Genomic DNA, 23,523 nt, shown 5'->3' on the forward strand with positions numbered 1-23,523 from the left:
AACTACAAAATAATTAAACAAAATAATTATATCTGGCTCACTAATTCTTCGATGGAGTTAAAAATGTGTACTTTTTGATCTAGATTTTCGGTTTCAATGTGCTCAACCAATTTTCCAATTAGCCATATTTCATTAGAGTTGTTCAAAAGCTCAGAACTCATATTGGCTACATATTGATTAACTATACTGCGGTCCGGCTGAATAGTGAGATAAGAAACATAAGTAATATTGTCAAAATGATTGTTAAGTTCTTTCAGGTTTTCAATAGGCATACTTTCGCCTAAATAAATAGTTTTATAACCTTGCAGTAATATTTCGTATTGAATGTACATTAATCCAAGTTCATGAATTTCATTCATTGGTAAAGAAAGAACAAAAATTTTATCTGTTTTTGTTGGTTTTAGAACCTGAAGCTTCTCTGTATTAATGTAAAGTTTCTGCTTAATTAGATAACTTACAAAATGTTCGTGGGCAGGAGTTATGGTTTCAGATTGCCATAATAAACCCAATTCATTTAATAAAGGAATAAACACTTGGTGAAAAACTTCCTTAAAAGACTTTTCGGCGGTAAGCCAATTAAAAGTATTGAAGAATAATTCCTGATCAAAATTCATCATTGCCATTTTAAAAGAACTGATGGCGTGATTTTTTGCGTTTTTACTAGAAATGATTTCCCTGACTAATTGTGGAATCTTTTCTTGCGGATAAGTTGCTATCTTCGAAATCTTATAACCATATTCATGTAGTAGCGTAATGTTTAATAGTTTTTGTAAACTAGCTAAATCATAGGTTCGAATGTTGGTGTCAGTACGCATTGGCTCAAGGATATTGTATCTCTTTTCCCAAATACGAATGGTGTGTGCTTTAATGCCAGAAAGATTTTCAAGGTCTTTTATGCTAAAAACACTTTTTATATTGTTTATCATTTATTAATATTTGATAAACAAATGTAGCTTAATTTCTAGAAAAATAGTAAAAACAAGGAATTTATCGTTTTAGCTTTGTTCAAAATTGACAGCTTGATGAGAGTTTAGCTTATCTAAATGTAGTACAGTTTTAGAGGCATCTTTGCTTCTGTTGTACATTGGTTCAAATTTCGCACCGTATAAGACCTCTTTGAAGGTGTAAGAAGTTCTTGCAGCAACAGTATTGCTGTACATGTCATCAAAGGTTTTAATGAAGACCAGAATTTCTCCATGAATAGAGGCGAAGTCTTCTTTAGTGAATTTATACAGCGGACTTTTGTCGGTTATAGGATGTACTAATGTCCAGCTTAATGTAAGTGCATTTATTTTGTGTAGCTCTAAGTCTAATGAATAGAACTTATTTGTCATTACACCATTTTCTTCAATACTCATTCCTAAAGTGATTTTTGCTTCAGCATCGGTGAAATTTGTATTTTTAAAAGGAACTAGACGAATCATTAAAGCCTTGTCATTTTGGTAAGGACTAATTAATGCATTGTGAGAGAATTTAAGAAATGCCGTTGGGCGGCTAAATCTCCCGAAGAATAAACCAGTTGCAATAGCAAAACTTAGTAATCCTATTAAAGCCTCGGCTGCAGATAAAGCACTTGTTAAAAAACCGGTGGGGCTAATATGTCCGTAACCTACGGTTGTGAAAGTTTGAGCGCTAAAGAAATAAGCTTGTCCAAATTTTGACCATTCGCTTTGAGATGCTACTATTCCATCTAGATGCTCAATACCAATACCGAAATAAAGAATGGCAAAAATGAAATTGATGGCAATGTAAAAGGAGAATAGAACAAGCATGAATTTCCAGGTAGGCATATCAATCATTGTGTGATACCAGCTAATGCGACGTAATAAGTGCATTCCTGTTTTTTCAACATTAGGAGTTCCATTTTTATTTACAAAGCGCCCTCCGTAACTATTAGAGTTGGTTCCAAAACCTGAGTTTTTGTCGGTTTCTGCCTGTGCGTTTATTTTTTTGAGAATTGACATAGGTGTTATATCGAATAAGTTTTAGATTAAATCAAATTGATTAGACGGATATCTTCTCAAATGTAAGTATAAGTTAGAATACAAAAAAGCCCCAATTATTACTTTATGAGGAAGAATAGTTGGGGCTTTTTTTAATATTTTTTATTTACAGAAAGTAGCTTTGTTTTTAATGGCGCTTTTACTTCCTAATTCGATTGCTTTAGAGAAATCCTTGCATGCACTTTTTTTATCTTGAATCTGTGTGTATAAGGTACCTCTGAGATTGTAGGCTACATAGTCTTTAGGATTCAAGTTAATAGCAGAAGTACAATCCTCAATAGCGGCTTTAAAGTTGTTTAACTTGTAGTTTACGTTTGCTCTGCCAGTAAAAGCATCTGCATTCATATTGTCTATTTCGATTGTTTTATTAAAATCGGCTAGAGCACCTTTAGTGTCGTTGAGTTTTAGTTTTGCAACACCTCTGTTTTGGTAAGCCTCGGCAAAGTTGGCTCTCAGTTTAATTGCTTTAGTGTAATCGGCTATTGCGCCTTTGGTATTACCACTTTCGGCTTTTCGTAACGCTTGATCAAAGTAATCAGTTCCAGATTGACACCAGCTTGCAGTTGTAGTAGTAAATAACAGAATAAGTAATAATCGTTTCATATAAAAATAAATTAGTAGGTTTTAAAATGTTTAACGTGTTTTGGGATTGTTTATTTTATGACAATAGTAGGATTATTGTATTTTGACTTTTAGTATATAACTTTATAAAGAAAAAGCGAAATACTAAAAAAATAATATTTCGCTTTTCATTGTAACCACGGTAAGATTTAAACCTGTATGCTCTTGCGAGCATCATCTTTTCAATATGAAAAGTCAATAATTCTCTACGTGGCTAAAAAAAAGGTCAAGTAAATTAATTACTCGACCTTTTGTGACCCGACTGGGGCTCGAACCCAGGACCCCATCATTAAAAGTGATGTGCTCTACCAACTGAGCTATCGAGTCATTCTTTTTCTATTCTGACTATCGTGGGATTTGCACCCACACGCTTTTCTGAGTATTACTCCTCAAGATGATTAGTCTGTCATCTCTCTGCGTGGTAAAAAATAAGTAAAATAATTACTTAACCTTTTGTGACCCGACTGGGGCTCGAACCCAGGACCCCATCATTAAAAGTGATGTGCTCTACCAACTGAGCTATCGAGTCATTCTTTTTTATTCTGACTATCGTGGGGTTTGCGCCCACACGCTTTTCTGAGTATTACTCCTCAAGATGACTAGTCTATCATCTCTCTGCGTGGTAAATAAAGTTAAGTAAATAATTACCTGACTTTTTGTGACCCGACTGGGGCTCGAACCCAGGACCCCATCATTAAAAGTGATGTGCTCTACCAACTGAGCTATCGAGTCTATAATTTCTTTACTGTGTCGTGACCACGGTGGGATTTGAACCCACACGCCCTTTCGAGCACCACCCCCTCAAGATGGCAAGTCTACCGTTTCTCCACGTGGCCAAAAAAAAAGGTCAAGTAAGTTAATACTCGACCATTTGTGACCCGACTGGGGCTCGAACCCAGGACCCCATCATTAAAAGTGATGTGCTCTACCAACTGAGCTATCGAGTCTTGCTATCAAGGAAAGTATTTTTTTTAATCACAAATTTTGTGACCCGACTGGGGCTCGAACCCAGGACCCCATCATTAAAAGTGATGTGCTCTACCAACTGAGCTATCGAGTCATATTCTTTCCTTGAATGCGGGTGCAAATATAAGGAGTTATTATTGAAGTTTCCAAGCATTTTTATTATAAATTTGTCTTTTTTTTAGAAAAATTTCCAACGTCTTAGTTTATAAGCTTTTATTAGTATGAAAAAAATAGTGTTATTAGGGTATATGGGTTGCGGCAAGTCAACAATTGCTCAAAAATTGTCAAAAACCACAGAAATTCCTTTTCTAGATTTAGATAAATGCATCGAAAATAAGGTTAATTTAACCATAAATGAGATTTTTGATAAGAATGGAGAGATATATTTTAGAAAATTAGAGCATGAAATGTTCCGAGAATTGCTTCAATCACCCGAAGAAATGATTATAGGTTTAGGAGGAGGGACTCCGTGTTATGCTAATAACCATGAATTATTGAATAAAGATGGAGTAGATTCTATTTATTTAAAAGCGTCTATCGATACATTATATGGACGTTTACTTCATAATAAAAGTAAACGCCCACTTATTGCTGATAAAAATGAAGAAGAGATGAGAGAGTTTATAGCTACGCATCTTTTCGAAAGAAGTTTTTACTACAACCAAGCAAAGTATAAGGTAAGCGTAGATGAGAGGACTATTGATGAAACGGTTTCGGATATACTTGAGATTCTAGCTTAAGAAAGCATAATCATTATTATTGTCATCAAATACAACTTGTACGTGCTCTAATAAAGAAGTCGAAAGAGATATTCCTTTAAAATCTGCTTTTACGGGATATTTCTTGTGATTTCTATCGACTAGAACGGCAGTTTTGAATTTCTTTAAAGGAACATCTAGAAAATGACGAACGGCATATATTAAAGTAGTGCCAGAATTCAATACATCATCTACAAGTACTAAGCCTTTGTTGGCGTATTGTTCTTTGGTTAGAGAAGTACTTATAGGAGATTCAGGTTTCTGTTTGTTTATCTGTACTTCACAAAGAGATACTTTAATAGGGGAGATGGCTTCTAGGGCTACTGCTACTTTTTTAGCGAAGATGAAGCCGTTGGCTGCAATACCTGCAATTACGATTTCTTCATCATCTACAAAGGTTTCGTATATCTGGTAGGCAATTCGTTTTATTTTATGTTCAATCTCTTGATTTGTTAAGATGATGTTTTTGCTCATTGTAGTTGTTTTTTAAATAATGTAAAGTGTGTAAGATATGAAATCTGGTTAGAATGTTATTCGGTCTCGCCCTCGTTATCTGAAATGTCATTTCCGAATTCGTCAATATCCCTACGATCCTTTTTAGTAGGTCTACCAGTTCCGTTTTTTCGATAATGTTCTTTGGATAGTTTTAATAGTTCCAAATGAGCATATGCTTCAGCGGGAGTTTCGTTTTTTCTATATATATCGACAAGTTTTGCGCCAACTCTATTCTCAGGAATATCAAGGACGGTTATAATTTGAGTAATCTGGTCTTTACGAAACGTAATTTTGTCAGTCGGAAAAACTTCTTTAGAGGGTTTTGCAACTTGGCCGTTCACTGTAATATGGTTCTTCTTGCATGCCTCAGTGACCATATTTCGGGTCTTGTAGTAACGCACACACCATAAGTATTTATCTATTCGCATAAATTTTCTAAATTCAGAGTTAAATTCTTTACAAAAATAAATCAATATTGTATCTTGCGCACCTAAAAATCAACATTAATGAATAAATTTAAGTATTATTTTATTTTAACATTTGCAACACTGGCTATATTCTCATGTTCAAAAAGTGATTCTGCAGACGTAGAGCCCTTAAGGGATTTTCAAGTACAGTATGATGCGGATATTGCTGTTATTGAGGATTATTTAAAAACTAATACTATTACGATAACCGAAGCGGCTGGTAAACCAGAGGATCAGGATGTGAAAATTAAGCTAATTACAAAGCCAAATGAGGAGAAATCTATCTGGTTTTATTTGAATAGTCCTACGTTTCCAACTTTAAAAGTTAAGACGGTAAATTTGCATAATGTAGATTATAAATTATATTATTTGGTGTTGCGTGAAGGAACTGGTGAGTCGCCAAGTAATGTAGATGGGGTTTTGTCATCTTATAATGGTACATATTTGTTTAGAAAAGCTGGTGCAACAACTACAGATCCTTCGGTTGTTACGGCTACTCAGTTTGAGGAAATAGTATTTCCGCAAACTTTTTATGACTTGTATCAAATGGTTAAAGGTTGGGGGGAAACCTTTCCAGAATTTAAAGTTGGTACTTCAGATCCTGGTAATAATGGTACTATAGTATATAATGATTTTGGAGCAGGAGTAATGTTTTTGCCTTCGGGATTGGGTTATTATGCTGGTGGTAGCGGTTCTATTCCTTCTTATTCTCCTTTAGTTTTTAGTTTTAAATTATATGCATTGCAGCGTTTGGATCATGATGGGGATGGGGTATTTTCGTATCAAGAGGATAAAGATGGCGATGGTTATGTAAGAGATATGCGTAATGCTACCGAATATCCAAAGCAATTACCGAATCCAGATGATACGGACGGAGATGGAATTCCTGATTTCTTAGATGTTGATGATGATGGCGATGGGTATACTACTAAGTTTGAAATTACAAAACCGGCAGGTAGTCCGGGTGCAAGTAAGTATTATCCGTATGATCCTATTCTTATAGATAATCCTCTTACTCCAGTTGATGAAAGAGAGCCTCGTGGAATTCCACAATTTGCAAAACTGGGAGAGGAGCCAGATTATACGTCTCCAAAGAGACTTAGAATACATGTTGATAAAGATCATCATACAGCTACGCCTGTGGTTCCTGTAAAGAAGCCTTAGGTTTGTGTGAGTGAATAGATGTTATAAAAAAAGCGGCTACTATATATAGTAGCCGCTTTTTTTATGACCTTATATATAGGAGTCATATTCTACTATACTATATAGGAGAAGTTTTTTCAGGAGCTATTTCCTGCTATGCGCTACAATCTTGACCTTTTTAAAGGAAAAAGGCCAAGGATTTCCGCTACTATCAGGGCTAGGGGCGACAAAACATAACAAAAGCTGCTTAGGAAAGGCAATAATAGAGACTTTGCGCCTTAGCGACTTTGCGCGAAACCCAGTAAAACCAGCAAAAACAGGAAAAAAGCCCGAAAAAGCCAGAGATAAGGAAAAAATAACAGCCCGTAAGGGGTGTGTTATCAGAGTATTAAGAAAAGAATAAAAAATAAACCAAAAATACTCTATAAAAAGTATTGATTATCTATATAAAGGTGGTAGTTTTGCACCCGCAACAACGACAAACGTTCCTTTAAATACTGACAAGCAAGACGAATCAAATTAGAAATAAAATTCTAAAAAAAAAGATTTAGAAAAGCTTGTGAGAATGGAAAACGGATGTTACATTTGCACCCCGCTAAATAACGGAAAGTTCCTTGAAAGATTGATAAGAAAGAAGAAAACGGAGATGAAAATTTTCCAAAAAAAACTTCACAAATTTCTTGCCAGTTAGAAAAGACTTTTCTACTTTTGCACCCGCTTTGAGAAATAAGCGACATTAAAAAGAAGAACACGTTCCTAGACATATTGAATTGACAGCCGTTTTAAGAGAGATCTTAAAACAACAAAATAAGAGTAATAGAATCGAGAGATTTGAATAAAACCGATAGAATCATTAGTCGAATATAATATTAAAATATACGATGAAGAGTTTGATCCTGGCTCAGGATGAACGCTAGCGGCAGGCTTAACACATGCAAGTCGAGGGGTATACTTCTTCGGAAGTAGAGACCGGCGCACGGGTGCGTAACGCGTATGCAATCTACCTTTTACAGAGGGATAGCCCAGAGAAATTTGGATTAATACCTCATAGTATAATAGCTCGGCATCGAGCAATTATTAAAGTCACAACGGTAAAAGATGAGCATGCGTCCCATTAGCTAGTTGGTAAGGTAACGGCTTACCAAGGCTACGATGGGTAGGGGTCCTGAGAGGGAGATCCCCCACACTGGTACTGAGACACGGACCAGACTCCTACGGGAGGCAGCAGTGAGGAATATTGGACAATGGGCGCAAGCCTGATCCAGCCATGCCGCGTGCAGGATGACGGTCCTATGGATTGTAAACTGCTTTTGTACAGGAAGAAACAGTTCTACGTGTAGAACCTTGACGGTACTGTAAGAATAAGGATCGGCTAACTCCGTGCCAGCAGCCGCGGTAATACGGAGGATCCAAGCGTTATCCGGAATCATTGGGTTTAAAGGGTCCGTAGGCGGTTTAATAAGTCAGTGGTGAAAGCCCATCGCTCAACGGTGGAACGGCCATTGATACTGTTAAACTTGAATTATTAGGAAGTAACTAGAATATGTAGTGTAGCGGTGAAATGCTTAGAGATTACATGGAATACCAATTGCGAAGGCAGGTTACTACTAATTGATTGACGCTGATGGACGAAAGCGTGGGTAGCGAACAGGATTAGATACCCTGGTAGTCCACGCCGTAAACGATGGATACTAGCTGTTGGGCGCAAGTTCAGTGGCTAAGCGAAAGTGATAAGTATCCCACCTGGGGAGTACGTTCGCAAGAATGAAACTCAAAGGAATTGACGGGGGCCCGCACAAGCGGTGGAGCATGTGGTTTAATTCGATGATACGCGAGGAACCTTACCAAGGCTTAAATGTAGATTGACCGATTTGGAAACAGATCTTTCGCAAGACAATTTACAAGGTGCTGCATGGTTGTCGTCAGCTCGTGCCGTGAGGTGTCAGGTTAAGTCCTATAACGAGCGCAACCCCTGTTGTTAGTTGCCAGCGAGTCATGTCGGGAACTCTAACAAGACTGCCAGTGCAAACTGTGAGGAAGGTGGGGATGACGTCAAATCATCACGGCCCTTACGCCTTGGGCTACACACGTGCTACAATGGCCGGTACAGAGAGCAGCCACTGGGCGGACCAGGAGCGAATCTATAAAACCGGTCACAGTTCGGATCGGAGTCTGCAACTCGACTCCGTGAAGCTGGAATCGCTAGTAATCGGATATCAGCCATGATCCGGTGAATACGTTCCCGGGCCTTGTACACACCGCCCGTCAAGCCATGGAAGCTGGGGGTGCCTGAAGTCGGTGACCGCAAGGAGCTGCCTAGGGTAAAACTGGTAACTAGGGCTAAGTCGTAACAAGGTAGCCGTACCGGAAGGTGCGGCTGGAACACCTCCTTTCTAGAGCCCTATATGTTAGCATTTATGCACGTTAGGGAAAGAAGACGAATTGACCTATAGGTTAAATTGAAGATTATATTACTCTGCTGTTAGTTCAAATAATACAATTAAGTAAAACAGAGTCTCGTAGCTCAGCTGGTTAGAGTACTACACTGATAATGTAGGGGTCGGCAGTTCGAGTCTGCCCGGGACTACTTTTTAAAAAGTAATTGACAATTGCTAATTAGAAAGACTGTAAGCTTAAAAAAGGAAATTCTAGAAGTTGGAATTCACCAAAAGAAATTAGATAAGAATTAAGAAGTCTAAAATCTGAATTCTACAATCTAAGATTGAAAAATGGGGGATTAGCTCAGCTGGCTAGAGCGCCTGCCTTGCACGCAGGAGGTCAACGGTTCGACTCCGTTATTCTCCACAAAAAGCTATAAGCCGTAGGCTATAAGCTTAATGCCTAAAGCGTAAAGCCTAAAGCATAATAAAGTTCATTGACATATTGAGATAAGAAAATAATAAAAAGTAGAAAGCATTTTTTATTGACAGTAGTAATACTGGATATAAAGAAAACGGTCTTGATTTATCAAGACTGGTACAATAAGCAAAATAAGGGCGTATGGGGGATGCCTTGGCTCTCAGAGGCGATGAAAGGCGTGATAAGCTGCGAAAAGTTACGGGGATCGGCACACACGAATTGATCCGTAAATACCTGAATGGGGCAACCCACTATGTTGAAGACATAGTACACCGATAGGTGGGCAAACCCGCTGAACTGAAACATCTAAGTAGGCGGAGGAGAAGAAAACAAAAGTGATTCCGTAAGTAGTGGCGAGCGAACGCGGATTAGCCCAAACCAATGTTGTTACGGCAATGTTGGGGTTGTAGGACCACGACATTTCTTGCACAAAGAATTAGAATCTACTGGAAAGTAGAACCATAGAGGGTGATAGTCCCGTATAGGTAATGAGTGTAAAGGATAGTGGTATCCTGAGTAGGGCGGGGCACGTGAAACCCTGTCTGAATTTGGCGGGACCATCCGCTAAGGCTAAATACTCCTGAGAGACCGATAGTGAACCAGTACCGTGAGGGAAAGGTGAAAAGAACCGTGAATAACGGAGTGAAATAGATCCTGAAACCATACGCTTACAAGCGGTCGGAGCCCTTTCGTGGGGTGACGGCGTGCCTTTTGCATAATGAGCCTACGAGTTAACGTTGCTGGCAAGGATAAGTGGTTAAGCCACGGATCCGTAGCGAAAGCGAGTCTGAATAGGGCGCTTTAGTCAGTAGTGTTAGACGCGAAACCGTGTGATCTACCCATGGGCAGGTTGAAGCTGTGGTAACACACAGTGGAGGACCGAACCGGTTGACGTTGAAAAGTCTTCGGATGACCTGTGGGTAGGGGTGAAAGGCCAATCAAACTCGGAAATAGCTCGTACTCCCCGAAATGCATTTAGGTGCAGCGTTGTGCATAAAGTTATATAGAGGTAGAGCTACTGATTGGATGCGGGGGCTTCACCGCCTACCAATTCCTGACAAACTCCGAATGCTATATAATGTTTCACAACAGTGAGGGCTTGGGTGCTAAGGTCCAAGTCCGAGAGGGAAAGAACCCAGACCATCAGCTAAGGTCCCCAAATATATGTTAAGTTGAAAGAACGAGGTTTGTCTGCCCAGACAGCTAGGATGTTGGCTTGGAAGCAGCCATTCATTTAAAGAGTGCGTAACAGCTCACTAGTCGAGCGGACGAGCATGGATAATAATCGGGCATAAACATATTACCGAAGCTATGGATTTTGACTTAGGTCAAAGTGGTAGGGGAGCATTCTAACAGGGTTGAAGGTGTGTCGTAAGGCATGCTGGACTGGTTAGAAAAGAAAATGTAGGCATAAGTAACGATAATGCGGGCGAGAAACCCGCACACCGAAAGACTAAGGTTTCCACAGCTATGCTAATCAGCTGTGGGTTAGTCGGGACCTAAGGCGAACCCGAAAGGGACAGTCGATGGACCACGGGTTAATATTCCCGTACTACTTATTACTGTGATGGGGTGACGGAGTGATGAAAGCGCCGCGAACTGACGGAATAGTTCGTTGAAGTACCTACCTATAAGCTGCGCAGGCAAATCCACGCGGCTTGGGGAAATACGATAGTACTCGGAGACTTCGGTCAAAGAGATAGTGCGCCTAAGGGCTTCCAAGAAAAACCTCTAAACTTCAGGTAATAAGTACCCGTACCGCAAACCGACACAGGTAGTCGAGGAGAGAATCCTAAGGTGCTCGAGAGATTCATGGCTAAGGAATTAGGCAAAATAGACCTGTAACTTCGGGAGAAAGGTCGCCAGCAGCAATGCTGGCCGCAGTGAAGAGGTCCAGGCGACTGTTTATCAAAAACACAGGGCTCTGCAAAATCGTAAGATGAAGTATAGGGCCTGACACCTGCCCGGTGCTGGAAGGTTAAGAGGAGATGTTATCTTCGGAGAAGCATTGAATTGAAGCCCCAGTAAACGGCGGCCGTAACTATAACGGTCCTAAGGTAGCGAAATTCCTTGTCGGGTAAGTTCCGACCTGCACGAATGGTGTAACGATCTGGACACTGTCTCAGCCATGAGCTCGGTGAAATTGTAGTAGCGGTGAAGATGCCGCTTACCCGCAGTGGGACGAAAAGACCCTGTGCACCTTTACTATAGCTTAGTATTGACCTTGGATAAATGATGTGTAGGATAGGTTGGAGACTGTGAAGTGGCGTCGCTAGGCGTTGTGGAGTCATTGTTGAAATACAACCCTTTGTTTATCTGAGGCCTAACCCCGCGCTTGCGGGGGACATTGCTTGGTGGGTAGTTTGACTGGGGTGGTCGCCTCCAAAAGAGTAACGGAGGCTTCTAAAGGTTCCCTCAGTACGCTTGGTAACCGTGCGTAGAGTGCAATGGCATAAGGGAGCTTGACTGAGAGACATACAGGTCGATCAGGTACGAAAGTAGAGCATAGTGATCCGGTGGTTCCGCATGGAAGGGCCATCGCTCAAAGGATAAAAGGTACGCCGGGGATAACAGGCTGATCTCCCCCAAGAGCTCATATCGACGGGGGGGTTTGGCACCTCGATGTCGGCTCGTCACATCCTGGGGCTGGAGAAGGTCCCAAGGGTTGGGCTGTTCGCCCATTAAAGTGGCACGCGAGCTGGGTTCAGAACGTCGTGAGACAGTTCGGTCTCTATCTACTGTGGGCGCAAGAAATTTGAGTGGATCTGATTCTAGTACGAGAGGACCGAATTGGACAAACCTCTAGTGTATCTGTTGTTCCGCCAGGAGCACCGCAGAGTAGCTACGTTTGGAAGGGATAAGCGCTGAAAGCATATAAGCGCGAAACCCACCACAAGATGAGATTTCTTTTAAGGATCGTGGGAGATGACCACGTTGATAGGCTATAGATGTAAAGGCAGTAATGTCATAGTCGAGTAGTACTAATAATCCGTAAGCTTATGTACGCTTTTCCGGCCCCCTAACCCCCGAAGGGGGAACAAAGGGGCTGGGAGAAACTTTCTAAAAAAAACTTTTTTCTTTATCTCAGTGTGTTAAGATATTTGCTCGACGCAGAGCAGTTGATGGTTAATAGTTGATAGTTGCTGGAGAAATCCATCAACTGACAACCAAAAACCAACAACTAACAACCTTAAGGTGGTTATTGCGGCGGGGCTCACCTCTTCCCATCCCGAACAGAGTAGTTAAGCCCGCCTGCGCAGATGGTACTGCAGTTATGTGGGAGAGTATGTCGTCGCCTTTCTTTAGAATCCTCATCAAGTAATTGATGAGGATTTTTTTTTGGCTTTACTTTTTTGGGATTTTGTGAAAAGTTGTTTCGCAAAAAGCGCAAAAGAAAACACAAAGGTTCGCAAAGTTTAATAAATAGTTTGGATCATGTTCAAAAGTTGGGGATTAAGCAAAAAGATTAGATAATCTGAACAAGAAGAAATCAATATTTCTTACACCTCTAAATTGGCTTCTAAATGCTTTAATTTTTGCATTAAAAGATTCAGCCGAAGCATTGGTACTTCTATTATCAAAATAGTTTAAGATTGACTGGTAATTAAAAGTTATGGTATTGAGCAGAATATTGAAGTTTTTAAAACCTGATTCCTCTACATTTCTATACCAATGTGCTAGTTTGGTCATAGCAATATGTTTATCGTTGTGATTATTGTAAATCCCTCGAAGTTGTTGATTTAGATTATAGGCTATTTTTATATCTGGATATAGATCAAAGAGCATTTGAGCTCTTTCTTTTTGGCTCTTTGTCCATTTTTCGCGAGATTTATAAAGTAGATATCTGCTTCTGGCTAATAGCTGTTTTACAGAATCTCCGTTTGATAAAAGCTGTGAGATATATGTTTTATTTTCTTTTTTTGCCTGTAATATCAATTGATTTTCAAAATCCATAGCTTCCCATCGATGTTTGATTCTGATTTCTTGTAATGCTTCCAATGCCAATTTTTGAACATGGAACCTATCGGTTACTTGTATGGCTTTTGGAAAGGCTCTCTTTGATATTAATTTCATGGAATTAGCCATATCAAGTGTTATTTCTTTTACACAAGATCTCTTTTTGTAATCAATTTTACAGAGGTGTTCTATGACCTGATCAGCTTTGGTTCCTGCAATAATAGCCACTAAGCAGCCTTTTTTGCCTTTGAATTTCTTGTTGGTCACAATAGTATATAGTTCACCCTGAGATAAAGCTACTTCATCAATGGATAAATGAGTACCCATATTTTCGGGGTAAACAATCCACTGGTGCGCATGTTCGCGCGGAGCCCATATACTAAAAGAGCTTAGATGTTTTTTATATTGTCTTTGAAGTTTTTTTCCATTGACTCCGAAAAAACCTCCAATGGTATGACAGTCGGTAGCGTTATTATCTATTAATTTCTTTTAAAAAAGCCGCAAACTCCTGCGTCATGCGAGTTCCTTTGGCAACTAATGCCCAATCTCTTTTTATAATTTGACCATTGGTTTTATTGGTCCAGCGGCGTCTTTTGATATGTAAATACACAAATTTGCCTCTTAATGGAAAATCCTGAATGGTAATCTCATCCAAAAAACCTTTAGAAACTAATTCAAACATATCAAACTCTTGTGGAGGCTTGGCGCTCTCTTCGAAATAAAGGTGTAGTACTTCTTCTGTGTTAGTGCTAGAAACTATTTCAAAGTGTTCTACTAAAAAATCAGGCAGCATAAATTTTAAAAGGTCTATAGGAGTCATCTCAAATTCTTAGATTACAAAGTTCTTATTTTATTTTGACATTCCTCCCCAGGTTTTGTTCTTGATCCAATAGTTTTGTGGACCTTTGCGTTTTTCTATTTCATTACTCTGCGGTTAAAATGGATCAATTAGTAGCTCAATAATCTAAAAAAAGCTTTGTTGTTAGTATCTAATGGAGACCCTTCGTTCTTCAGGGTGACAAGACTGTAGTTGTTTTACCCGAAAAATGAGCGCAAAGGTTCGTAAAGTTTAATCAATAGCTTTGTGAACCTTTGTGTTTTTTCTCTTTCCTGCCTTTGCTGTTAAAACCGGAAGTATTATTTATGCTAAAAACAGCTTTGCGTCACAGCGACTTTGAAATAAACTATCTTAAGTTTTACAAGTAAAAAATCTTTGTGAGACTCTGTGTAAACTTTGTGAAGCTTCGCGGTATAATTTCAACATGTTTATGGAGCGGAATCATTTGTGAGTAATGTTCTAACATGACTAAACAATAAAAGTGTTTTAAGATGTATATAATGAAGTGTTATTTTGTGTCCGGGTATAAAAAAAACCTGCTCGATTGAGCAGGTTTTTAATTTTATAGTATGTCTAGTCCTGAAATAGCGATACACAAAAAGTATCGTTATGGAATCATCTCAAGAATCACGCTATGTAAAGCGAACACAAAAAGACTATTCAATGTCTTTTAAATTACAAGTTGTTCAAGAAATTGAACACGGAAAGCTTACGGCAACCGAAGCTACAAAGAAATACAGTATTCAATGTAGAAGGACAGTTGTTCAATGGCTTCGGAAATTTGGTAACTTTGATTGGGAGAACCAAACCTCAATCAAAATGGCAAAAACACCTGAACAAAAAATTATGGAGCTTGAAGCTCAAGTCAAACTTTTAGAGAAACAAAAAGCATTCTTAGAAAGACAGGCTTTTGTTGCTGACAAAAAAGCGATCCTCTTTGATATGATGATTGATTTAGCCGAAAAAGAATATCATATTGATATCCGAAAAAACTCTGTACCCGAACAATCGCCCATTTCAGACAAAGAGAACCACAAACAATAGCATTTACCTGTTATTTGTTCGGGATAGACAGACAGGTTTATTATCGAAAAATTAAAAGAACAGTAATCAAACAAAACAAGGCTAAAGAAGTTGTTTTAATGGTTAATGATCTTAGAAGATTAATGCCTAGAATAGGTACTAGAAAACTATATTATCTTTTATTGGATAAACTCCATTTAATGAAGATTGGAAGAGATAAATTCTTTGATATACTTAGAGCTAATCATTTATTAATACAACCTAAACGTAGCTATCATATAACCACAAACTCACATCATCGTTTTAGAAAGCATGAAAATCGAATTTTAGATCTTGAAATAAATCGTCCTGAACAAGTTTGGGTCTCCGATATTACCTATATCGGAAAAAGAGACAATCCATGTTATTTAAGCTTAATCACTGATGCTTATTCAAAGAAGATAATGGGATATTATGTTGCTGAGAATCTCAATACTCAAAGTAGTTTAAAAGCTCTAAAAATGGCTCTTAAACAAAGAACGCATAATACGCTAACTCTAATCCATCATTCTGATAGAGGTTTGCAATATTGTGCTAATGAATATCAAAAAGAGCTTATCAAAAACAAAGTACTATGTAGCATGACTCAAAACTCGGATCCCTATGAAAATGCAATAGCAGAAAGAATCAATGGAATTTTAAAACAAGAATTTATGATTGATAAGTATCATCAAAAAAGAAAAATCACAAACCTAATAATAAAGGAATCTATCAATATTTATAATGAATTAAGACCACATTATTCTAATCACATGTTAACACCAAATCAAATGCATACTCAAAATAAAATCCAAATGAGAACTTATAAAACAAAAAACAGTTGCAAGAACGTTCTTGCAACTGTTTAATTAATTATTTTTATGTAATAATCCGTATCGCTTTTTTAGGACGAGACAGTATGTAAAAGAATTATTTTCTTTTAATAACTCTTTCTACAGCTTCAACAATTGCTTGATTGTTTAGCTTATATTTTTCCATCAATTGCTCTGGAGTACCAGATTCTCCGAAACTATCATTAACAGCTACAAACTCTTGTGGAGCAGGATTGTTTAATGCTAATACTCTAGAAACGCTTTCTCCAAGACCTCCAAGGATATTGTGTTCTTCGGCAGTAACAACACATTTTGTTTTAGCTAAAGATTTTAATATTGCTTCTTCATCAAGTGGCTTGATAGTGTGGATGTTGATTACTTCGGCAGAGATTCCTTTTGCTTCTAAAGCTTCAGCAGCGATAAGTGCTTCCCAAACTAAATGTCCTGTAGCTACAATAGTTACATCTGTACCTTCGTTTAATAAGATTGCTTTTCCGATTACGAAAGGCTCGTCTGCAGGTGTAAAGTTAGGTACAACTGGACGTCCGAAACGTAAATAAGCTGGTCCGTGGTGATCTGCTAATGCTAGTGTAGCTGCTTTAGTTTGATTGTAATCGCAAGTATTGATTACGGTCATTCCTGGTAGCATTTTCATTAAACCAATATCTTCTAATATTTGGTGTGTTGCTCCATCTTCTCCAAGTGTTAAACCTGCGTGAGATGCACAAATTTTTACGTTTTTATCTGAGTAAGCTACAGATTGACGAATTTGGTCATAAACTCTTCCTGTAGAAAAGTTAGCAAAAGTTCCTGTAAAAGGAATTTTACCTCCAATTGTTAAACCTGCTGCGATTCCAATCATGTTTGCTTCAGCAATTCCGATTTGGAAAAAACGCTCTGGGTGATTTTTTTTGAAATCATCAAATTTTAATGAACCAATTAAATCAGCGCATAATGCAACAACATTTTCGTTTTTCTGACCTAATTCAGTCATTCCCGCTCCGAAACCTGAACGAGTATCTTTACTTCCTGTATTTGTATATTTTTTCATTTTTTTGTTGCTATAAGTAGTATACTTTGTAAATAATAGGCTTAAAGCTTATTATGAAAAGTATAATGCTTTTTTAATAATCTGCTAAAGTTGAAATGTTTTGAGCTAATGCATTAGCTAATTGGTCGTTGTTTGGTGCTTTACCATGCCAAGCATGTGTATGCATCATAAAATCTACACCGTTACCCATTTCAGTATGTAGTAAAATACAAACTGGTTTTCCTTTTCCAGTTCTTGATTTTGCATCTGCCATACCTGCTAATATAGCATCGATACTGTTTCCTTCTTTGATATCTATAACATCCCAATCAAAAGCTTCAAATTTAGCACGAATGCTTCCCATTGCTAAAACTTCGTCTGTAGTTCCGTCAATTTGTTTTCCGTTAAGATCGATCGTTGCAATTAGGTTGTCTACTTTTTTAGCAGAAGCATACATGATTGCTTCCCAGTTTTGTCCTTCTTGTAATTCTCCATCACCATGTAATGTGTATACAATATGGTTGTCTTTGTTTAGTTTTTTAGCTTGTGCAGCTCCAATTCCTACAGATAATCCTTGTCCTAATGAACCTGAAGCAATACGAACTCCTGGTAATCCTTCGTGAGTTGTAGGGTGTCCTTGTAAACGAGAGTTAAGCAATCTAAAAGTTGCTAATTCTGAAACTGGAAAGTAACCGCTTCTTGCTAGAACGCTATAAAATACTGGGGAAATATGACCATTTGAAAGGAAGAAAAGATCTTCTCCGATTCCGTCCATATCAAAACCTTCTTTGCGGTCCATAATATTTTGGTATAAAGACACCAAAAATTCAGTACAACCTAGTGAGCCACCTGGGTGACCTGAGTTGACAGCATGTACCATTCGAAGAATATCTCTTCTTACTTGGATAGTTAAATCGCTTAATTGTTGTGTGTTAGGCTTCATTTTATGTGTAAAAGTTAAACTGTTGCAAAAGTAATTTTTATTTTGCCGTAAGACAAATGATTTTAAAGGAAATGTAGCATTTAGATTATTGGATAATTTGACGATTAGATAATTTAATTTAAGGCTCTGAAATCTATAATTATCTAAAATTGTAGCTACTAAGAAGTGTTAATCTTTTGTTTCTTTATTTTTAATTGGCATATTTATCTAATTTTCTGAATTTCTCTCCAGGTGATTAATCGTATGTTGTTCTCTTTTAATTTTTGTTTGCATTCGTTACTTGTGAAATAGTCAAAGTCTATTTGTCTCCACTCAGAACCAAAGTTAGGATGGTTTTTTGTAATGCCTTGCATTTCATTATCATCGAATGCTGGGTGAAGCAAGAAAACGTTGAAACCTGGGTTTATATTATCTAAAGCTTTCTCGTAAGATTTTTTAAGTTCACCTTTTTCGAAGTCAGTAAAATTTCCAATTAGGAGATTGTCGGCTACAAGAGTGTTTTCATAGTCGTAGTTTTCGTTGGATAAGCTTATCGATTCTACAAATTGTTTATTGATGAAAACGGATAAGTTGTATTCTTTTCCTAGTGCTTTGTATATTTCTAAAAACTCGGGACATACACCAATACTGCACATATGCGAATCGAGATGGGTGGGTTTTAATCCGAAATGTAATGCTTTCTCAATTTGAGCTCGAAGTTCTTTTTTTACTTCTTCTGGTTTTGCATTATTTATAAAGTCTACTCTGGTCTTATGGAAATAGCCATTTTTATCTACTAATGATGGTACTTCATTAATGGGTAATATTGGACCAAATTTATAGTTCTCCCACTCGCAGGTGAGTGTTAAATGAATTCCGTTATCAAATTGTGGATTGTCTTTTGCGAAGTTTGCCATCTCATAAAACCATGGACAAGGTACCATAATACTATAAGAATTAATCATTCCGTTTTGTAGTGCTTGTATTGTTGCTCTGTTTTCTGAATGGGATAATCCTGCATCATCGGCGTGGATGATTAATAGTTTGCTGTCTTCGGGGTATCCTAGTTTTTGTGATAAATTCATTAGGTCAATGTTATTTTCGATATTTTATATCCAAATTTAGTGGATTTTTTTTGCATGAGGGATAATAGCGGCATCCTTTTGTGTAATGAAATGGAACAAAAGATATAGCGAATAGCCCGACCCGAAGGGACATGCCCAAATTAATTCATAAAACATCTTTAATTTTTTGATTTATCTAATTATCTAATTTTCAAATTAGCCTATCTTTGCCGACTGAAAAACGTGTATATGAAGTTTGATTTATTACAAAAAGATCTGCAATCGAAAGCGAGAGCGGGAAGTATTACTACTGATCACGGAGTTATTGAAACTCCAATTTTTATGCCTGTTGGTACTGTTGCATCGGTTAAAGGTGTACACCAAAGGGAGTTGAAAAATGATATAAACCCTGATATTATTCTTGGAAATACATACCATTTGTATTTGCGTCCGCAAACTGAAATTCTTGAGAAAGCTGGTGGTTTGCATAAGTTTATGAACTGGGATAGAAATATATTGACAGATTCTGGTGGATACCAAGTGTATTCATTGTCTGCAAACAGAAAAATTAAAGAGGAAGGTGTAAAGTTTAAATCACATATTGATGGATCTTATCATTTCTTTACTCCTGAGAATGTAATGGAAATTCAGCGTACTATTGGTGCTGATATTATTATGGCTTTTGATGAGTGTACGCCGTATCCTTGTGATTACCGTTATGCACAGCGTTCGATGCATATGACGCACCGTTGGTTGGATCGTTGTATTAATCATCTGGATAAAGTGCCTTTTAAATATGGATATGAGCAAACGTTTTTTCCTATTGTTCAAGGTAGTACTTATAAGGATTTACGTCGTCAGTCGGCTGAATATATTGCTAATGCAGGTCAGCAAGGTAATGCTATCGGTGGATTATCGGTTGGTGAACCAGCTGAAGAAATGTATGCTATGACTGAAATTGTTTGCGAAATTTTGCCAGAAGATAAACCTCGTTATTTAATGGGTGTTGGTACGCCAATTAATATCTTGGAAAATATTGCTTTGGGTGTTGATATGTTCGATTGTGTAATGCCTACTCGTAATGCAAGAAACGGAATGTTGTTTACTGCAAATGGGTCAATCAATATTAAAAATAAAAAATGGGAAGCTGATTTCTCTCCAATTGATGAGATGGGAATTACATTTGTAGATACTGAATATACTAAAGCGTATTTAAGACATTTATTTGCTGCTAATGAGTATCTAGGTAAACAAATCGCTACGATTCATAATCTTGGCTTTTATATGTGGTTGGTTCGTGAGGCTAGAAAACATATCTTAGCAGGAGATTTTATGCCATGGAAAGAAATGATGGTTAAGAATATGAGCCAAAGACTGTAAATGTATTTACTGTTTAATCGTTTATTCGGTTAAATATTAGCAAAAAAACGATTATACTTATCTATGCTGACAATAATAGACAAATACATCTTAAAGAGATATTTAGCCACTTTTACAGTGATGTTGTTGCTATTTATACCGATTGGGATTGTAATTGATGTTTCGGAGAAGATTAACAAGATGTTAGAGAACAAGATTCCGTTTTTGGATATTGTTGTTTACTACTATAATTTTACTATTTATTTTGCCAACTCTTTATTTCCGATATTTTTATTTTTATCGGTGATTTGGTTTACGTCTAAATTGGCGAATAATACTGAGGTAATTGCTATATTAAGTTCGGGAATATCTTTTTCACGTTTTTTACGACCTTATATTATAGGTGCTTCGATTGTTTCGGTTTTTGTATTGTTGATGGGGTTTTATATTGTTCCTGCAGCAAGTGAAGGCTTTAATAATTTTAGGTACACATATCTTAAAGGTGGTGGAAAGGAAGCTATGCATGGGAATAATACAAATGTATATAGACAAATAAATGACAATGAGTTTATTTATGTAAATAGCTTTAATGATGTTTCTAAAACTGCTTTTAATTTTACTTTAGAAAAGTTTAAAGGAGAAGAACTTGTTTCTAAAATTACTGCAAGTCGTATCCAGTGGAATCCTAAAGATAGTACTTATACTATGTATGATTACACTAAAAGGACTTTGGGAGAATTAGACGATAAAATTGAGAAAGCTGCTGAGAAGAAAGCTGTATTTACTTTCGATTTAGAAGATTTGACTCCTGTGGTTTATATTGCCGAAACCTTGAGTATTGGCAAGTTATATGATTTTATAGAAAAAGAAAAAAAACGAGGCTCTGGTGATATCAATGTATATCTTGTTGTTTTGTATAAAAAAATAAGTGTTCCTATCTCGGCATTTATTTTAACGATTATTGCAGTTGCTGTTTCCTCGATGAAAAGACGTGGGGGAATGGGTACCAATTTGGCAATAGGAATTGCACTTGCTTTTGCTTTTGTATTCTTTGACAAAATATTTGGTACACTAGCCGAAAAATCAACTTTCTCACCTTTATTTGCCGTTTGGTTCCCTAATATTGCTTTTGGAATTTTGGCAGTTTTCTTATTACGTAATGCAAAACGATAAACTAAAAAGTTACCTAAGTCTTCATTTAATTGTTTTTATTTGGGGATTTACTGCTATTCTGGGCGCATTAATTACTATAAATGCAGAAGCTTTGGTTTGGTACAGAATGCTTTTGGCAGGGATTTTTTTAGGGGGCTTTATTATTTTTAAAAAAGAATCATTTCATGTTCCTGTAAAAGCTTTTTTTAAGTTAATTTTTGTGGGATTGCTAATTGCCTTGCACTGGATATTTTTTTTTAGGGCAATTCATGTTTCTAATGTTTCGATAACACTTTCTATATTTTCTTTAGGCGCTTTTTTTGCGTCTTTATTGGAACCAATTTTTTTTGGAAGAAAAGTGTTATGGTATGAAGTTTTTTTCGGGCTTATTATCATTGCTGGTTTGGCTCTGATAATGCAGGTTGAAATTCAGTACTTAAACGGAATGTATTATGCCTTAGCTTCTATAATTCTAGGAGTTTTATTTACTTTAATGAATGGTAAATTAATTGCTGATCATGAGCCTTCGGTTATTACTTTTTATGAATTTGGAGCAGGTGTTTTTTTTATTACTATTTACTTTTTATTTCAAGGTAAGTTTACTGCCGATTTCTTTGTACTTTCTGTAAACAACTGGTTGTTATTGCTGCTTTTGGCTTCGGTATGTACTGCTTATGCATTTACTGCTTCGGTAAAAGTAATGAGAAAACTTACTCCTTATACTGTTATGCTTACGACTAATTTAGAGCCTGTTTATGGGATTATTTTAGCGTATTTTATATTAGGAGGAAAAGAGAAAATGAGTACCGAATTTTATATTGGTGCTATTATAATTGTAATTACAGTTATATTAAATGGTGTTTTTAAACACTATAAAAAAGATGATAAAGTATAATGTTTTAACTCTTTTTGACTTTATTTTTTTATACTTTAATACTAAATAAACACGCCAAACAATATAATATTTTTATATTTGCGGTTCGATTTAAAAACAAAAATTCAAAAGATCCTATGGAATATTTAGATTTTGAACTTCCTATCAAAGAATTAGAAGAGCAGTTAGAAAAGTGTGTTATCATTGGAAAAGAATCAGATGTTGATGTAACGCCAACGTGCAAGCAAATTAATAAGAAATTAGAAGAAACTAAAAGGAGTATATATAAAAACCTAACAGCTTGGCAACGTGTACAATTGTCAAGACACCCAAACAGACCTTATACCTTAGATTATATTAAGGCTATGTGCGGAGATACTTTCTTAGAACTTCATGGAGACAGAGGTTTTAAAGATGACAAAGCTATGGTTGGTGGTTTAGGAAAAATTGATGGGCAGTCGTACATGATTGTTGGTCAACAAAAAGGATACAATACTAAGACACGTCAATACCGAAATTTTGGTATGGCAAATCCAGAAGGATATCGTAAAGCATTACGATTGATGAAAATGGCTGAGAAGTTTGGTATTCCTGTTTTAACTTTAGTAGATACTCCAGGTGCATATCCAGGGCTTGAAGCTGAAGAAAGAGGACAAGGTGAAGCTATTGCAAGAAACATCTTTGAAATGGTACGTTTAAAAGTGCCAATTATCACCATTATTGTTGGTGAAGGTGCTTCGGGTGGAGCTTTAGGAATAGGTGTAGGAGATAAAGTTTATATGCTTGAGAATACTTGGTATTCTGTGATTTCTCCTGAATCTTGTTCTTCTATTTTATGGAAAAGCTGGGAGTATAAAGAGAAAGCAGCTGAAGCATTAAAATTGACTTCTTCTGATATGAAAAAACAAAAATTAGTTGATGATGTTATTCCAGAACCATTAGGTGGAGCTCATTATGACAGAGAAACTACTTTTACAACGGTTATACAATATATCACTAAAGGATATAATGAATTGAAAGACTTATCAACAGCCGATTTAGTTGCCCAGAGAATGGACAAATACAGTAAAATGGGCGAATACAAAGAATAAATTCTTACAAATTTATAAAAAATCCGAAGCCTTATCGTTTCGGATTTTTT

At 37.0% G+C, this 23,523-nt stretch carries 18 protein-coding genes, 8 tRNA genes and 3 rRNA genes; 13 read left to right on the plus strand and 16 right to left on the minus strand.

The features are described 5' to 3' along the window. Positions 1–26: 26 nt before the first annotated feature. The 9 genes from ACJ6WR_RS15270 to ACJ6WR_RS15310 form a co-directional block, all read right to left on the minus strand. Complete coding sequence (locus tag ACJ6WR_RS15270; RefSeq protein ID WP_039112192.1) at positions 27–926, minus strand: MerR family transcriptional regulator; 900 nt, start codon at positions 924–926, stop codon at positions 27–29. Between the two features lie 69 nt (positions 927–995). Next, complete coding sequence (locus ACJ6WR_RS15275) at positions 996–1,964, minus strand: ion channel (protein ID WP_039112191.1); 969 nt, start codon at positions 1,962–1,964, stop codon at positions 996–998. Between the two features lie 141 nt (positions 1,965–2,105). Beyond that, complete coding sequence (locus ACJ6WR_RS15280) at positions 2,106–2,606, minus strand: tetratricopeptide repeat protein (RefSeq protein WP_039112190.1); 501 nt, start codon at positions 2,604–2,606, stop codon at positions 2,106–2,108. A gap of 272 nt (positions 2,607–2,878) precedes the next feature. Beyond that, positions 2,879–2,951, minus strand: a tRNA-Lys gene (locus tag ACJ6WR_RS15285). 129 nt (positions 2,952–3,080) lie between these two features. Further along, positions 3,081–3,153 (minus strand) — tRNA-Lys (locus ACJ6WR_RS15290). Between the two features lie 130 nt (positions 3,154–3,283). Further along, positions 3,284–3,356 (minus strand) — tRNA-Lys (locus tag ACJ6WR_RS15295). 21 nt (positions 3,357–3,377) lie between these two features. Next, a tRNA-Leu gene (locus tag ACJ6WR_RS15300) sits at positions 3,378–3,460 on the minus strand. A 38-nt stretch (positions 3,461–3,498) separates the two neighbouring features. Then, a tRNA-Lys gene (locus ACJ6WR_RS15305) sits at positions 3,499–3,571 on the minus strand. Positions 3,572–3,611: 40 nt separating this feature from the next. After that, positions 3,612–3,684: transfer RNA gene (locus ACJ6WR_RS15310), tRNA-Lys, on the minus strand. Positions 3,685–3,811: 127 nt separating this feature from the next. Here ACJ6WR_RS15310 and ACJ6WR_RS15315 point away from each other — a divergent pair. Beyond that, positions 3,812–4,330: a shikimate kinase gene (locus tag ACJ6WR_RS15315; RefSeq protein ID WP_086894925.1), complete on the plus strand. Its 519-nt coding sequence runs from the start codon at positions 3,812–3,814 to the stop codon at positions 4,328–4,330. Here the strand turns inward: ACJ6WR_RS15315 and ACJ6WR_RS15320 are convergent. Both ACJ6WR_RS15320 and ACJ6WR_RS15325 read right to left on the minus strand, forming a co-directional pair. Further along, positions 4,322–4,822, minus strand: a complete 501-nt coding sequence (locus ACJ6WR_RS15320; protein ID WP_039112188.1) for a phosphoribosyltransferase domain-containing protein — start codon at positions 4,820–4,822, stop codon at positions 4,322–4,324. The two genes, ACJ6WR_RS15315 and ACJ6WR_RS15320, sit on opposite strands and share 9 nt — an antisense overlap. Before the next feature lie 56 nt (positions 4,823–4,878). After that, positions 4,879–5,271, minus strand: coding sequence for an RNA-binding S4 domain-containing protein (locus ACJ6WR_RS15325; protein WP_086894926.1), 393 nt, complete (start codon positions 5,269–5,271; stop codon positions 4,879–4,881). Between the two features lie 78 nt (positions 5,272–5,349). Here ACJ6WR_RS15325 and ACJ6WR_RS15330 point away from each other — a divergent pair, with 78 nt between their 5' ends. The 6 genes from ACJ6WR_RS15330 to rrf all read left to right on the plus strand — a co-directional run bounded on the left by ACJ6WR_RS15330 (position 5,350) and on the right by rrf (position 12,613). After that, on the plus strand, positions 5,350–6,474 hold the full coding sequence (locus ACJ6WR_RS15330) for an FKBP-type peptidyl-prolyl cis-trans isomerase (RefSeq protein WP_409415687.1): 1,125 nt from the start codon (positions 5,350–5,352) through the stop codon (positions 6,472–6,474). 857 nt (positions 6,475–7,331) lie between these two features. Continuing rightward, positions 7,332–8,846 (plus strand): 16S ribosomal RNA (locus ACJ6WR_RS15335). A gap of 120 nt (positions 8,847–8,966) precedes the next feature. Next, positions 8,967–9,040 (plus strand) — tRNA-Ile (locus ACJ6WR_RS15340). A gap of 144 nt (positions 9,041–9,184) precedes the next feature. Continuing rightward, positions 9,185–9,258 (plus strand) — tRNA-Ala (locus ACJ6WR_RS15345). A gap of 174 nt (positions 9,259–9,432) precedes the next feature. After that, positions 9,433–12,317, plus strand: a 23S ribosomal RNA gene (locus ACJ6WR_RS15350). A 186-nt stretch (positions 12,318–12,503) separates the two neighbouring features. Further along, positions 12,504–12,613, plus strand: a 5S ribosomal RNA gene (gene rrf / locus ACJ6WR_RS15355). The 16S, 23S and 5S rRNA genes sit together here with 2 tRNA genes alongside, the layout of an rRNA operon. Before the next feature lie 152 nt (positions 12,614–12,765). Here the strand turns inward: rrf and ACJ6WR_RS15360 are convergent. Together ACJ6WR_RS15360 and ACJ6WR_RS15365 are read right to left on the minus strand one after the other, a co-directional pair. After that, positions 12,766–13,596, minus strand: coding sequence for an ISL3 family transposase (locus tag ACJ6WR_RS15360; RefSeq protein WP_409415688.1), 831 nt, complete (start codon positions 13,594–13,596; stop codon positions 12,766–12,768). Positions 13,597–13,741: 145 nt separating this feature from the next. Then, positions 13,742–14,089, minus strand: coding sequence for a transposase (locus ACJ6WR_RS15365; protein WP_409415689.1), 348 nt, complete (start codon positions 14,087–14,089; stop codon positions 13,742–13,744). Positions 14,090–14,716: 627 nt separating this feature from the next. Here ACJ6WR_RS15365 and ACJ6WR_RS15370 point away from each other — a divergent pair. Both ACJ6WR_RS15370 and ACJ6WR_RS15375 read left to right on the plus strand, forming a co-directional pair. Beyond that, a complete protein-coding gene (locus ACJ6WR_RS15370; protein ID WP_409415690.1) occupies positions 14,717–15,151 on the plus strand; it encodes a transposase in 435 nt (144 codons plus the stop codon). A gap of 14 nt (positions 15,152–15,165) precedes the next feature. Continuing rightward, positions 15,166–16,017, plus strand: a complete 852-nt coding sequence (locus ACJ6WR_RS15375) for an IS3 family transposase (protein ID WP_409415691.1) — start codon at positions 15,166–15,168, stop codon at positions 16,015–16,017. A 61-nt stretch (positions 16,018–16,078) separates the two neighbouring features. Here ACJ6WR_RS15375 and ACJ6WR_RS15380 read toward each other — a convergent pair whose 3' ends face one another. The 3 genes from ACJ6WR_RS15380 to ACJ6WR_RS15390 all read right to left on the minus strand — a co-directional run bounded on the left by ACJ6WR_RS15380 (position 16,079) and on the right by ACJ6WR_RS15390 (position 19,018). Then, complete coding sequence (locus ACJ6WR_RS15380; RefSeq protein WP_017498449.1) at positions 16,079–17,032, minus strand: transketolase family protein; 954 nt, start codon at positions 17,030–17,032, stop codon at positions 16,079–16,081. A gap of 73 nt (positions 17,033–17,105) precedes the next feature. Continuing rightward, positions 17,106–17,954: a transketolase gene (locus tag ACJ6WR_RS15385; protein ID WP_409415692.1), complete on the minus strand. Its 849-nt coding sequence runs from the start codon at positions 17,952–17,954 to the stop codon at positions 17,106–17,108. Between the two features lie 203 nt (positions 17,955–18,157). Next, the gene (locus ACJ6WR_RS15390) at positions 18,158–19,018 is read right to left on the minus strand and encodes a polysaccharide deacetylase family protein (RefSeq protein WP_409415693.1); all 861 of its coding nucleotides are present in this window, start codon (positions 19,016–19,018) and stop codon (positions 18,158–18,160) included. A gap of 228 nt (positions 19,019–19,246) precedes the next feature. On the opposite strand from ACJ6WR_RS15390, the gene tgt reads away from it, so the two are divergent. The 4 genes from tgt to ACJ6WR_RS15410 all read left to right on the plus strand — a co-directional run bounded on the left by tgt (position 19,247) and on the right by ACJ6WR_RS15410 (position 23,473). After that, the gene (tgt, locus tag ACJ6WR_RS15395) at positions 19,247–20,377 is read left to right on the plus strand and encodes a tRNA guanosine(34) transglycosylase Tgt (RefSeq protein WP_039116475.1); all 1,131 of its coding nucleotides are present in this window, start codon (positions 19,247–19,249) and stop codon (positions 20,375–20,377) included. A 63-nt stretch (positions 20,378–20,440) separates the two neighbouring features. Next, positions 20,441–21,529 carry an LptF/LptG family permease gene (locus ACJ6WR_RS15400; protein ID WP_039116473.1) on the plus strand — a complete coding sequence of 363 codons (1,089 nt, stop codon included), beginning with the start codon at positions 20,441–20,443 and terminating at the stop codon, positions 21,527–21,529. After that, positions 21,516–22,403, plus strand: coding sequence for a DMT family transporter (locus ACJ6WR_RS15405; RefSeq protein WP_039116472.1), 888 nt, complete (start codon positions 21,516–21,518; stop codon positions 22,401–22,403). The genes ACJ6WR_RS15400 and ACJ6WR_RS15405 overlap by 14 nt, the downstream gene beginning before the upstream one ends. Positions 22,404–22,519: 116 nt before the next feature. Further along, positions 22,520–23,473 carry an acetyl-CoA carboxylase carboxyltransferase subunit alpha gene (locus ACJ6WR_RS15410; RefSeq protein ID WP_039116471.1) on the plus strand — a complete coding sequence of 318 codons (954 nt, stop codon included), beginning with the start codon at positions 22,520–22,522 and terminating at the stop codon, positions 23,471–23,473. Positions 23,474–23,523: the final 50 nt, after the last annotated feature.

The sequence above is a fragment of the Flavobacterium sp. PS2 genome (assembly GCF_046250155.1).
Lineage (GTDB): Bacteria > Bacteroidota > Bacteroidia > Flavobacteriales > Flavobacteriaceae > Flavobacterium.